This window comes from Eikenella corrodens (assembly GCF_003990355.1).
Lineage (GTDB): Bacteria > Pseudomonadota > Gammaproteobacteria > Burkholderiales > Neisseriaceae > Eikenella > Eikenella corrodens_B.
On the sequence record NZ_CP034670.1, the window covers coordinates 844572 to 857274 of the forward strand.

14 protein-coding genes, 1 tRNA gene and 1 pseudogene are annotated in these 12703 nt (G+C 54.9%); 6 read left to right on the top strand and 10 right to left on the bottom strand.

The features are described from left to right. Positions 1-208 precede the first annotated feature (208 nt). The 6 genes from ELB75_RS04295 to ELB75_RS04320 all read left to right on the top strand — a co-directional run bounded on the left by ELB75_RS04295 (position 209) and on the right by ELB75_RS04320 (position 7147). Complete coding sequence (locus tag ELB75_RS04295; protein WP_126982861.1) at positions 209-1921, top strand: proline--tRNA ligase; 1713 nt, start codon at positions 209-211, stop codon at positions 1919-1921. A gap of 327 nt (positions 1922-2248) precedes the next feature. Then, positions 2249-2797 carry a carboxymuconolactone decarboxylase family protein gene (locus ELB75_RS04300; RefSeq protein WP_126982862.1) on the top strand — a complete coding sequence of 183 codons (549 nt, stop codon included), beginning with the start codon at positions 2249-2251 and terminating at the stop codon, positions 2795-2797. A 354-nt stretch (positions 2798-3151) separates the two neighbouring features. Beyond that, positions 3152-4087 carry a dihydroorotate oxidase gene (locus ELB75_RS04305; protein WP_126982863.1) on the top strand — a complete coding sequence of 312 codons (936 nt, stop codon included), beginning with the start codon at positions 3152-3154 and terminating at the stop codon, positions 4085-4087. Positions 4088-4200: 113 nt separating this feature from the next. Continuing rightward, positions 4201-5190: a hypothetical protein gene (locus ELB75_RS04310; protein WP_206501491.1), complete on the top strand. Its 990-nt coding sequence runs from the start codon at positions 4201-4203 to the stop codon at positions 5188-5190. A gap of 111 nt (positions 5191-5301) precedes the next feature. Next, positions 5302-6312, top strand: a complete 1011-nt coding sequence (locus ELB75_RS04315) for a hypothetical protein (protein WP_126982865.1) — start codon at positions 5302-5304, stop codon at positions 6310-6312. A 39-nt stretch (positions 6313-6351) separates the two neighbouring features. Beyond that, a protein-coding gene (locus tag ELB75_RS04320) for an IS5 family transposase (RefSeq protein WP_126982866.1) occupies positions 6352-7147 on the top strand; the annotation gives its coding sequence in 2 pieces (ribosomal slippage) (positions 6352-6717 and positions 6719-7147; 795 coding nt in all). Positions 7148-7268: 121 nt separating this feature from the next. Here the strand turns inward: ELB75_RS04320 and ELB75_RS04325 are convergent. From ELB75_RS04325 to ELB75_RS04365, 10 genes and pseudogenes are all read right to left on the bottom strand, one after another. After that, on the bottom strand, positions 7269-7943 hold the full coding sequence (locus ELB75_RS04325; protein ID WP_126982867.1) for a tyrosine-type recombinase/integrase: 675 nt from the start codon (positions 7941-7943) through the stop codon (positions 7269-7271). 82 nt (positions 7944-8025) lie between these two features. Further along, positions 8026-8138, bottom strand: a pseudogene (locus ELB75_RS12625) (IS5/IS1182 family transposase); the annotation flags it as partial. Beyond that, positions 8120-8590 carry a tyrosine-type recombinase/integrase gene (locus ELB75_RS04330; protein ID WP_126982868.1) on the bottom strand — a complete coding sequence of 157 codons (471 nt, stop codon included), beginning with the start codon at positions 8588-8590 and terminating at the stop codon, positions 8120-8122. The pseudogene ELB75_RS12625 and the gene ELB75_RS04330, both read right to left, overlap by 19 nt. A 223-nt stretch (positions 8591-8813) precedes the next feature. Continuing rightward, positions 8814-8899 (bottom strand) — tRNA-Leu (locus tag ELB75_RS04335). 19 nt (positions 8900-8918) lie between these two features. Continuing rightward, complete coding sequence (gene secG, locus ELB75_RS04340) at positions 8919-9257, bottom strand: preprotein translocase subunit SecG (RefSeq protein ID WP_126982869.1); 339 nt, start codon at positions 9255-9257, stop codon at positions 8919-8921. A gap of 14 nt (positions 9258-9271) precedes the next feature. After that, entirely contained in the window at positions 9272-10015 is a 744-nt protein-coding gene (gene tpiA, locus ELB75_RS04345; RefSeq protein ID WP_126982870.1) for a triose-phosphate isomerase, read from the bottom strand. Positions 10016-10051: 36 nt separating this feature from the next. Then, positions 10052-11107, bottom strand: a complete 1056-nt coding sequence (gene plsX, locus ELB75_RS04350; RefSeq protein ID WP_126982871.1) for a phosphate acyltransferase PlsX — start codon at positions 11105-11107, stop codon at positions 10052-10054. 95 nt (positions 11108-11202) lie between these two features. Further along, a complete protein-coding gene (locus ELB75_RS04355) occupies positions 11203-11736 on the bottom strand; it encodes a phosphoribosyltransferase (protein ID WP_126982872.1) in 534 nt (177 codons plus the stop codon). Positions 11737-11962: 226 nt separating this feature from the next. Continuing rightward, the gene (gene rpmF, locus ELB75_RS04360) at positions 11963-12142 is read right to left on the bottom strand and encodes a 50S ribosomal protein L32 (RefSeq protein ID WP_003824258.1); all 180 of its coding nucleotides are present in this window, start codon (positions 12140-12142) and stop codon (positions 11963-11965) included. Between the two features lie 36 nt (positions 12143-12178). After that, a complete protein-coding gene (locus ELB75_RS04365) occupies positions 12179-12682 on the bottom strand; it encodes a YceD family protein (protein ID WP_126982873.1) in 504 nt (167 codons plus the stop codon). Positions 12683-12703: the final 21 nt, after the last annotated feature.

Sequence of the window (12703 nt, forward strand, 5' to 3'; positions counted from 1 at the left end):
TCCTGCCGCGCGAGCCGCCTTGGCATACTTGGCATGGCTGGCAGCAAGGCAGGGGAAACCGAGTGCTTCCGCTCAAGCTTTTTCAGGTAGCCTATCTTGCAGGCTACCTGAAAAACCAAACCGCAGCTTTCAGGTAGCCTCATGCTGCAGCCCGCCTGAAACATTGATACAATCCCCCGCTTATTCTTAATCCCGCAGAAAGCCCGTCATGAAAGCCTCCCAGTTCTTTATTTCCACCCTCAAAGAAGCCCCTGCCGAAGCCGCGCTGGCCAGTCATAAGCTCATGCTGCGCGCCGGGCTAATTAAGGCCAATGCCTCCGGCCTCTACACTTGGATGCCCATGGGCTTGCGCGTGCTGCGCAAAGTGGAGGCCGTGGTGCGCGAAGAGATGAACCGCGCCGGTGCTATCGAGCTTTTGATGCCCGTTATCCAGCCGGCCGATTTGTGGAAAGAATCCGGCCGTTGGGATTTCTACGGCGACGAGCTGCTGCGCATCACCGACCGCCACGACAACACCTTCTGCTTCAGCCCCACCTGCGAAGAGCTGATCACCGATATCGTGCGCAAAGAAATCACCAGCTACAAACAGCTGCCCAAGAATTTCTACCACATCCAAACCAAATTCCGCGACGAACGCCGCCCCCGTTTCGGCGTGATGCGCGCGCGCGAATTTGTGATGAAAGATGCCTATTCCTTCCACGCCGACTACGAATCCCTGGTGCGCGACGGCTACCAGCCCATGTATCACGCCTACTGCCGCGTGTTCGACCGCCTGGGCCTCGACTACCGCCCCGTGGCCGCCGACACCGGCAGCATCGGCGGCACCGGCTCGCACGAATTCCAAGTGTTGGCCGAAAGCGGCGAAGATGTGATTGCCTACAGCAGCGAATCCGATTTCGCCGCCAATATCGAGCTTGCCCCCACCCTGCGCCAAAGCGGCGAGCGCGCCCCCGCTCAGGAAAAACTTGCCAAAGTGCACACCCCGGGCGTGAAAACCATTCCCGCGCTGGTGGAATTTTTGCAGATTCCGATTGAGCGCACGCTCAAATCCATCGTGGTGGAAGGCGAAGAAGAGGGCGAACTCGTATTGCTGCTGCTGCGCGGCGACCACGAATTCAACGACATCAAAGCCGAGAAACTGCCCGGCGTGAAAAGCCCGTTGGCCATGGCTGCGCCCGAAGCCATTAAAGAAAAATTCGGCGCAAACGGCGGCTCGCTCGGCCCGGTGGGCTTCAAAGGCAAAGTGTATGCCGACTTCGCCGTGGAAAAACTGGCCGACACCGTGATCGGCGCCAACGAAGACGACCACCACTACACCGGCTTCAACTTCGGCCGCGACTGCCCCGAGCCCGAATTTGCCGACATCCGCAACGTGATCAACGGCGACCCCAGCCCAGACGGCAAAGGCTACCTGAAACTCGCACGCGGCATCGAAGTCGGCCACGTGTTCCAGCTGCGCGACAAATATTCCGCCGCCCTGAACGCCTCGTTCTTGGACAACAACGGCAAATCGCAAATCATGGAAATGGGCTGCTACGGCATCGGCATCACCCGCATCGTGGCCGCCGCCATCGAGCAAAACAATGATGAGCGCGGCATCATCTGGACCAACGCCATGGCGCCGTTCCAAGCCGTGATCGTGCCAATGAACTACAAAAAATCCGAAGCCGTGCGCGAGGCCGCCGATAAAATCTACGCCGAACTCACCGCCGCCGGAGTGGACGTGCTGCTCGACGACCGCGACGAACGCGCCGGCGTGCTGCTGGCCGACAGCGAACTATTGGGCATCCCGCACCGCATCGCCATCGGCGACCGCGGCCTGAAAGAAGGCAAAGTGGAATACACCGGGCGGCGCAGCGGCGAAACCGAACTGGTGGCGGCAGGCGAAATTGCCGCCAAGCTGAAAGGTTTGCTGGCTTAAGCATTGCGCCGGATTAGGGGTTACCTGAAAAACTTGGCTGGATAGAAGCTGCGTTTGTTTTCAGGTAGCCTTTTATGTTGCCGCAGGCGGGTTCTGTTGCTATTCATACAGTTGGCTCTCCCCGCGCCTGCGCTCATTTTAAGCCCGGGCAAGATGTGCAAAAGGCTACCTGAAAGCGAAGCGTCAACGCAGATAAAACGTTAGCCCGGCTTTCAGGTAGCCTTTATACCTCTGAGTTCTATCGATCCGCACAAACCGTTATTTAGCCGAGAGCCCGCTTTCCGCTACAATCCTGCCTTTCCCAACCACACATAAAGGAACCCAATCATGGCACGTCTTCCCGTCCACACCGTAGAAACCGCTCCCGAAGCCGCCAAGCCGCGCGTGGAAGCCGCGCTCAAGGCCAACGGCTTTATCCCCAACCTCATCGGCGTGTTGGCCAATGCGCCCGAAGCCCTGGCGTTTTATCAGGAAGTGGGCAAGCTCAATGCCGCCAACAGCCTCACTCCCGGTGAGGTGGAAGTGGTGCAGATTATTGCTGCCAAAACCAACGAGTGCGGCTTCTGCGTGGCCGGGCACACCAAAATCGCCACGCTGAAAAAACTGCTTTCCGAAAAAGCCATCCAAGCCTCGCGCCATCTGAACCCCGTCGAATTCGACGATGCCAAACTGGCTGCCCTGGCCGCCTTCACCCAAGCCGTGATGGCGAAAAAAGGCGCGGTGTCCGATGCCGAGCTGCAAGCCTTTCTAGACGCGGGCTACAACAAACAGCAATCGGTCGAAGTGGTAATGGGTGTGGCACTGGCCACCCTGTGCAACTACACCAACAACCTGGCGCAAACCGACATCAACCCCGAATTGCGCGATTACGCTTAAACACACGCAGCCTGCTGCGGTGAGCGAAACTAAAGAAAGGCTACCTGAAATTTCAGGTAGCCTTTGGTTATGGGGCGGCAGAGCTTTGCCGACAGGGTATAGTGGATTAGCAAAAACCAGTACGGCGTTGGCTCGCCTTGCCGTATTGCCCATACTGTCTGCGGCCCGCCGCCTTGTTCTGGTTTTTTTAATCCACTATCGGTTCGAGCCTTTGAGGTTTTCAGGCAGCCGGTTCCATTGCAGGCTACCTGAAAACCTGTGGGGCGGCCTGCCGCGTTCATTTGTCCTGCCGCAAGCGGCCTGTTCCTGTTCGGTGTACAATGCCGCCGTTCAACCATCAACCCAGGAGCTCCCATGCCCAGCACCCAAACCCAGATTGCCGGTTTCTCGTTTGACAACTGCCTCATGAACGCCGCCGGCGTGGCTTGCATGAGCATTGCCGAATTGGAAGAAGTGAAAAACTCCGCCGCCGGCAGCTTCGTGACCAAAACCGCCACCCTCGAGCCGCGCGCCGGCAACCCCGAGCCGCGCTACCGCAACGTGCCGCTGGGCAGCATCAACTCCATGGGCCTGCCCAACCACGGTATCGATTACTACCTCGACTACCTGCTCGACCTGCAAAACCGCGAGCCGAACCGCACCTTCTTCCTCTCCCTGGTGGGCATGTCGCCCAGCGAAACCCACACCCTCCTGCGCAAAGTGGAAGAGAGCGGATTTAGCGGCCTCACCGAGCTCAATCTTTCCTGCCCCAACGTGCCGGGCAAGCCACAGATTGCCTATGATTTTGAAACCACGGAAAAAATCCTCGGCGATGCCTTTGCCTATTTCAGCAAACCGCTGGGCATCAAGCTGCCGCCCTATTTCGATATCGTCCACTTCGACCAAGCCGCCACCATTTTCAACAAATTCCCGCTCAAATTTGTGAACTGCGTCAATTCCGTCGGCAACGGCCTGTATGTGGAAGACGAAACCGTGATCATCCGCCCCAAAAACGGCTTCGGCGGCATCGGCGGCGAATACATCAAGCCCACGGCGCTGGCCAATGTGCACGCCTTCTACCAGCGGCTCAACCCTTCCATCCGCATCATCGGCACCGGCGGCGTGCTTACCGGCCGCGATGCCTTCGAACACATCCTGTGCGGTGCCAGCATGGTGCAGGTGGGCACCACCCTGCATAAAGAAGGCGTACCCGCCTTTACCCGCATCACCGAAGAGCTGAAAGCCATCATGACCGAAAAAGGCTATGAAACGCTGGACGATGTCCGCGGCAAATTGAAATATTTGGACTAACCGAAAACGGCGTATCCAACAATAAAGGCTACCTGAAAACCTTGGCAACAGGATTTTCAGGTAGCCTTTTCTATATGGTATATTCACTCCAAACAACTCTATTTCAAACGATTATGCCCTCATCCCCAAAATCCGTCCAAGACTGGATCTCGTCCAGCCACTTGTATGAAGAAAACCTGTTCTTCTATTTTCTGATTAATCTGGTTTGGTATTTTATCGGAGTGGCCACCTTGGGCTTCAAGGTTTCCGGGCTCAACACCACCTCCAACCTGCTGCTCAACTTCCTGTGGTGCGTCTGCCTGTGGGCGGCGGTGTGTTTTCCCGATTTCTGGTATCGGCTGATATTGGGGGAAGACGCCTACTTGTTCCGCGAGGAGGAAAAATTTCAGGATATATTGGATGTCATCCAAGACGAGGAAAGCCGGGAGGAAGCCGCCGCTTACTTGGAGGAAAGCAGCAGCCGCCTGATGCGGCGCAGCGAGATTTTGGCACTGGGCTTTCTGTTTATGGTGCTGCTGTTTGATGCTTTTTATTGCAAAGCCTGGATGAAAAACCTGGCCTTGGTATGGCAGCCCGATTGGGTAACGGCATGTATCGATTGGGTGAAGAGCCATTTAAATATGCCGCCAATTAATGAAGGTTGGGATTTATTCTATTTGGATTTTGGAGACTCGGAAACAGACCACATATTGAAGGCGAAGTTCGGTGATGAATTTCAGTTTATACAAACGCCGTTCAGCAATACCCTATTTTTTTATCACTTTATCCGTTGCGTATTGTTTGTCCCCATTGTGGCGGCACTTTCTTATGTATTGTGGCAGCCGATGCAGCTGATGGGAAATTCGGATAAGGATCCTGCCAATATTCGCAGTATCATGGGCTTTATCCGCGCTTGCGCCTGGTCTATTGTGATGGGATTCTTTCTGGTTTTGATAAGCTACGCTTTAATTGCCGGCATTACTAGGTTTGCAGAGTATATTCTCTTTGCAAAAGGAATTGGCGTTCTCTCATTTATGTATTTTTTTATCGCACTACCAGTACGCTTTTTTGCGGGCTGGTTGGTGTTTTTCAAACGTGTTGTCTTAAAACTTATTTTCAGGTAGCCTTCCGCCCCAAGCCGCACCTAAGCAAAAATGCCGATACCCAACACTTCCCCTATACTTCCGCCCCGTTTTCACTAATACCGTTTCACTAATACCGAACATAGAGCCTATATGCCCCGCCGTTCCGTTCCCAAACCCCCGCCCATGCCCTCCGCCGTTTGGGTGCTGACCACCAGCACCTACGAGCAATACATCGGCCGCTACGCCGTCTGCATGGCCGCCGTGCTGTGGCTCGCCGCCGAGACCTTCGGCTTCCGCGTGCGCGGCCTCGCCCCCGCCCAAAACCTGCTGGCCAATTTCGGCTGGTATCTGATGCTGGCCGCCCTGATCTGGTTTATCCCCCCGCTCTACGATGCCGTCAGCGAACGCTTCTTCCCCCATTCCGCAGCCGATCCCGAACAAGTTATCCGCAACACCGAAGACCCCGAAGCCCGCGAAGCATTGGCGCAGTATTACGCCTACTACGGCGGCCTGCCGCCCGACCGCCTGCGCCGTGGCGCAGCCTGCCTGCTGTTTTGCATCTGGCTGTTCGAGCTGTTTTTCATCCTCGCCTGGGTACAGGGGAAGGGAGTGGAGCGGCACTTGGTGTGGCGGCCGGATTGGGCGGAGGCAGTGATTGCCTGGTTTCGGGCCAATATCGATGTGGCGCCGTACAGCCCGAATGACCATGGCATATTTATGTGGGAAAGCATCTTCACCAACTATACGGCGGAAGAGCTGCTGCACGAGCCGATAGCCGATGCCACCTTTTTATTGCAGTTTTTCCGGCTATTGTTTGCCCTGCCGGTTATCGTATGTTTGACATTGGTGTTATGGAAGATTCTGTATGCGATGGGTGCTTCGGCGCTGGATATGAACCGGAAGATAAGTTTCGGACGCATGCTTTGGTTGGGATTGGCTAATATAATATTACTATTTATAGGTGTAGGGGCTGCTTGGATGAATATCTTTGCCATTGATGAGTTAGCCTTACCCATGCTACTCGGCTCTAAGGGTTGGATTAATGGTACAATTTATGCCGTCTTACTATTATGTCATCTGCCAATCGGACTGTGGATGCTGTTCGGCTGGGTAGTATTTTGGAAGCGTTGTTTTGTCAATTTGATTAGGAGGATTAAATAGACCTCTTGCGAAAGTATCCTGAAGATTTACAATTCCCAAATGAAATACGAAAACCTAATCCAAAGAAGCGACAGGGAATTCAAACGGCTCACAGGTGTAACGCCCGTCCTTTTTCATGAAATGCTGCAAGTCACCACAGAAGCAGAAAGCCGGAAGGTCAAGTCGGGCAGGCCGCATACGCTCGGTTTGGCAGACCAACTGCTGCTTACCCTAAGCTATCTGCGCCATTACCATACCCAACTCGAATTGGCCGCCATCTACGGCCTTTCCGAAAGTAATGTCTGCCGCACCATCCGTAAAACCGAGGACGCCCTCATCCGTTGCAAACGCTTCTCCCTGCCAAAGCACAAGAATCCGGGCGACCAAACGGTCATCATTGACGTTACCGAAAGCCCGATTGAACGTCCCAAAAAAACAGCGGCAGTATTACAGCGGCAAGAAAAGGCGGCACACGGTTAAAATCCGGGTCATATACGGCAGGGAAACGGAAAAAATCATCAGCATCCGGACGGGGATGGGTGCCCGGCATGACATGCGTTTAGCCAAGAGGCACCTTGCAGAGCTTTATCCCTACAAAATAGTCATTGCGGATAAGGGTTATCAAGGATTGGCCAAAACCGGATTACAGACCCCGAAAAAGAAATCCAAACGTCATCCGCCGGACAAACAGGATAAAGAGGCGAACAGGCGGTTAGGCAAACTCAGAACCGTCATCGAGCACATCAACAGGAAACTGAAGATATTCAAAATATTGTCGCTGCCTTACCGCAACAGGCGGAAACGGTTCGGGTTAAGGGCAAATCTGATTGCAGGACTGGTTAATGCGATGGGATGAATATTTTCGCAAGAGGTCTTATGTGCTATTGGCCGCAATACGCCGTTATACGGCATTGCGCGGGGTTAAGGACAAAGCTAAGCAGAATAAAACACCAGCCCGCCCGCCGGTGTCTGGTTTTTCAGGTAGCCCCGGTTGTTTCAATCAAGGCTTGGGCTTGGCGGTATCGCTCCCGCAGATAGTCTGAATACCATTGCATCATCTCCCGCCGCTCGGCCAGATACTCGGCGCGGTTGTAGGCGCCTCTAATCCGGTTGCTTTCTTCATGCGCTAACTGGCGTTCTATGGCATCGGGGTTGTAGCCCTGCTCATTCAGTATGCTGCTTGCCAAGCTGCGGAAGCCGTGCGGGGTGGCAATGCCCTTATAGCCCATGCCGTTCATGATTTTGCCTAGGGTGTTTTCGCTGATATGGCCGTTTTGTTTGGTACGGCTGGGGAATAGATAGGGGGTATTACCGGTTAGGCCATGCAGCTCCTGCAACAGCTCCAGCGCCCAATCGGAAAGCGGTACGGTATGGCTGCGTTTCATCTTCATGCGCTCGGCGGGAATAATCCATTGCGCCGCTGGAAAGTCCACTTCCACCCATTGCCCGCCGCGTAGTTCGGTATTGCGTACAAACACCAGCATCAGCAGCAATAGGGCGATTTTGTTTGCCGGGTCAATCTCGGCCAGTATCAGGCGGCGGTAAAACTCGGCCAGTTCTTCACGCGGCAGGGCGGGCATGTGGCGGGTGGTCTTTTTCTCGAAGTGGCCGCGTAGTGGTACGGCTGGATTGCGGTTGGTTATCTCCAGCATGGCGGCATAGGTCTACACCGCGCCTATCCATTGCCGCACTTTCTCGGCGGTTACATTGGCGCCGCGCGCCACAATGGCGGCAATATAGTGAATTAAATTTAAACCAGTACATCGTTGGCTCGCCTTGCCGTACTATTTGTACTGTCTGCGGCTCGCCGCCTTGTCCTGATTTAAATTTAATCCACTATAACGTTTTTCACGTCGGAAACGCTTACTTCGGCCAGCGGTATTTGCCCAATATGGGGAAACACGTCCTTTTGCATATCGGCAAGGATGCGTTCGGCGTGGGCGGGCTGCCAGCGGTGCAGGTTGTCGGTGTGCCATCGGCGCGCTAGGGCTTCGAAGGTATTCAGGGCGGCAGCTTTTCGCTCTTGTTTTTCCTGTTGCTTGGCGGCAGCGGGGTCTTGACCGTCTGAAAGCAGGCGGCGGGCGTTCTCTGCCTCCTGCCTCGCTTCGGAGAGGGAAACGGCAGGATACTTGCCGATAGTCAGCGTTTTTTCCTTGCCGTCGATACGGTATTTCAAGCGGAAGATTTTACCGCCTGCCGGAGTAACTTCCAGATACAGGCCGCCGCCGTCAAACAGCTTGGCCTTCTTTCCTGTGCCGGTAGGTTTCGCGTTCTTGATTTGGCGGTCGTTCAGGGGCATTCTGGGGGTATATTTTTGAGGGCGTTTTCTGGATGCCCCCAATCATACCCCCACAAAGGGGGCAATTCAATTAGACGGCATTAGACGGGATTAGCTTAGCAAGGAAAGAGAAAGGATAACTTGAATCAGCCTGAAACCCTTGCCTGTATTGAATTTGGCTGATTGCATTGGATGGCGTTAGACGTAAAAAAACAGCCCGAAAATTTGGGCTGTTTCTATTTGATGGTGCCGACAATGAGACTTGAACTCATACGACCTACGGTCACTACCCCCTCAAGATAGCGTGTCTACCAATTCCACCATGTCGGCTGAAAATCAGAATTCGTTTTTACTCCGGAATAACCGGCTGACTGGCTGCTGTAGGTTGGGAAGTAGCCGGAGCGTGATATTGTGCAGCGGGTGCATCCAAACCAAGTTTGCTGCTGCCCTGCTTGGATGAAATAATGCTGAGTGTCAAGCAGCAGCAGAAAAATACAGTAGCGGCAATAGCGGTGCTGCGGCTGAGGAAGTTGGCGCTGCCGCCAGAACCGAATACGCCTTGCGCGCTACCCGTGCCAAAAGCGGCACCGGCATCAGCACCCTTGCCTTGCTGCACCAGCACCAGGCCGATGACGGCAATCGAGGCAAAGCCGCCGATAATCATAATAAGGGTTTTGAAAGCTTCCATGTTTGTTTCGCTATTTATTGTTTTGCTGCGGCTTGAACGATGGCGGCAAAACTGTCGGCCTGCAAGGATGCGCCGCCGACTAAGGCACCGTCTACATTTGGCAGGGTCAGGATGGTTTGTGCATTTTGTGCATTGACACTGCCGCCGTAAAGAGCGCGGATATTAGCACTCTTGTTGGCGAAAGACAAGAGTTCTGCGTAAATAAAAGCGTGCATATCGGCAATTTGTCCGGCTGAGGCCACTTGGCCGGTGCCGATGGCCCACACCGGCTCGTAGGCGACGGCGATGTGGGGCATGGCTTTACCGCGCAATACGGAGAGTTGCTCGGCCACTACGGCCTGTTCCTGCGCAGCTTGGCGTTGGGTTAGGGTTTCACCCACGCACAGAATCGGGATGAGTCTGGCGGCTAAGGTGTTGTCTAATTTGGCGGAGAGTGCTTCGTTGTTTTCACCGAAATACTGGCGGCGTTCGGAGTGGCCGAGCAGCACGAATTGTGCGCCCAGGTCGGCCAGCATGGCAGCGGAGGTTTCGCCGGTAAACGCGCCGTCTTTATCGAAGCGGCTGACATCTTGTGCGCCGACGGGCAGGGCGGGGGCGGCTTGTTTCAAATCGGGCAGATAGGGCAGGGGGGCGGCAATGCCGGTGCTGACGTTTTCAGGTAGCCTTTGTGCCGCCCATGCTTGGGCGAATGCCGCTGTCGAGCTGCGGCGGCCGTTCATTTTCCAGTTGCCGATAATCCAGGGTTGTTGCCAATTCATGCTGTGCCGTCCTTTCGGTTGCGGGATGGTCTGGGCTTACTCTGCAGGGGCAGTTGCGGTTTGGGTTTGTTCTGCTGCGGCAGTCAGGCGTGCCATTTGGGTGGCGATGCCTTGTTCGATTTTGGCCATGGAGCCGGATTCGACTTCGTGGTAGGCCTCGAGTAGGGCATATTTGAAGGCTTCTACGTCTGCGCCGCCGTGGCTTTTGATCACGATGCCGCGCAGGCCGAGGAAGATGGCGCCGTTGAATTTGCGCGGGTCGAGGCGGTTTTTGAAGCCGCGCAGGGTGGGCAGTGCCAGCAGGGCCGCCAGTTTGTTCAGCCAGTTGCGGTTGAATTCTTCGCGGATAATGCCGCCGATGAATTTAACTGCTCCTTCAATGGCTTTTAGTACGGCATTGCCGGTAAAGCCGTCGGCCACCACAACATCGACTTCGCCGCTGAACACGGCGTTGCCTTCTACGTTGCCGACAAAATTCAGCGGGCTTTGTTGCAACAGCTGGTGTGCTTCTTTAATCACGCTGCCGCCTTTGATGTCTTCAGTGCCGACATTAAGCAGGCCGATACGCGGTTGGCTGTTGCGCGGATACATGGCGCCGAACAGTTCGCCACCCATCACGGCAAATTGCAGCAGCTGGGCGGCAGAGCAATCCACGTTGGCACCCAAATCCAGCATCAGGGCGAGACCGCCGCCTTTGGAGGGCATGAATTTGGCAATCGCCGGCCGATCGATGCCGGGCAGGGTTTTGAGCACGAAGCGAGCGGTAGCCATGAGGGCGCCAGTATTGCCAGCCGATACGGCGGCCTGCGCTGCCCCTTCTTTCACCTGGCTGATGGCCACACGCATAGAGGAGTCTTTTTTGTTTTTCAAGGCTGACTGCGGGGCTTCGTCCATGCCCACCACTTCGCTGGCATGTATGATTTGCAGCCGCTCGTGTGAAGCGTGTTCGCCCAGAGCGCTGCGGATGGCTTCTGCATTGCCTACTAGAATGAGTTTGACATCGGTTTTTTCTTGTAGGAAGGCCAAGGCTGCCGGAATGGTAACCGTGAGGCCGGCATCGCCGCCCATGGCGTCTATGGCTAAAGTGATCATTTGATTCTGTGCTTCCGTTGTGTTCCGTTGCCGTGCCATGAGGCTACCTGAAAAATAGAATAGAGTAGCGGCGGACGGATGGTTTCAGGTAGCCCTTAGGGCAGTTGCGGTTTTTGAGCGGCTAGAGCGTTGTGTTCGGTGATGTCGTCGGCATCCCAGGGGTAGTTGATCCACCAATCGGGCGTAACCAGGCCGCTGAAATAGGCGATATCGGGCGGGAGGATACCTTTTTTTGCTTTGATTTTTTCGTGCAATACAGCCACACTCATCGAGGCAAAGTCTTCTTTTTGCAGCTGCTCGAGGCAGAATTGCAGGGTAACGCGGCTGTCGTCCACTTCGTCCACCACCAAAACGTGTTTGCCTTTCAGGCTTTCCGGCATGGGGTCGAGCCATTGAACTTTCTGCACGGAATCACGAGTGGTGTGGCTCTGGTCGTTGCAGTAATAGGCGGTGGTGATGGCGTAGATTGGAATATTCAGGAAGCTGCGCAGTATCCGTGCGGGGATAAAACCGCCGCCGCCGATGGCGATCATCGCATCGTAGCGGGTGCCGGACGCTTGGATTTTTTGTGCCAATTGGCGAATGGCTTGATGAATTTCGTCGTAGGTATACCAAATTTTTTCCGACATTTTCAATCCTTTGTTGAGTCGGCGCAGCGCGGGTTGTCGTTGTTGGGGCGTATGCGTAACGACAGATTGTAAACAGCTGCTGAATGGAGGGCAACTCATCGGCAAGGCTGAAGCAGTTTCAGGCTACCTGAAACTTCAGCTTGATTTGCTGCCCTATGCTTGTAATGCAAAAAAGCCAGTAATTGCTAAGGGCAATCTGCTGGCTTGGAATCGGCCTATGGCTGATTTACTCGTCTTTGGCCTTCACCACTTTGCGGCCACGGTACATGCCGTTGGCGGAAATGTGGTGCGGGCGGTGTACTTCACCGGTAGCGCTGTCTACAGACAGAGCGGGAGCGGTCAGCGCGTCGTGGGCGCGGTGCATGCCGCGGCGGGAGGGGGATTTTTTGTTTTGTTGAACAGCCATGTTGCAAACTCCTGAGGATAAACCTGAATAAAAAAATTAACGACCACTTTTCAACGCCGCCAAAGCAGCAAACGGATTGGGGCGATCTTGATTGACGGCATCGAGCTTATCAGAATGGCAGCTTTCGTGGCAGGGGGCATACGGCAGCGCCATCAAAATTTGCTCTTCCACCAGCGTGCCGACATCCAACTGCGCCTCCGGCAACATGCCTTCGAGCTCTTCTTCGGCCGCCATGGCTTCATCCAGCGCCTCTTCGCTGTCAAACAAAACGATACGCGCCTGTTCGTTTAAAGCAAAGGGCAGCGGCTGCATGCAGCGTTGGCAAACCAGCGACAACTGTGCTGAAACCGACAAATCCAAATACAGGCGCTGCCGTTTGTCGCAGCCGCCCTGTAAGGCAAAAGACACCGGCGTTTGCCGTTCGGCCAAAAACTCGTGCCGGCTCACGCGCTCATCCATCTCGCTTAGCCGGATTTCGCCGGCCAGATGCTGCGCCTGTTCGGCCAGCGCTTTCGGATCAATCAAAATAGGGTCTGACATAAACGCGTCATGATATAATCA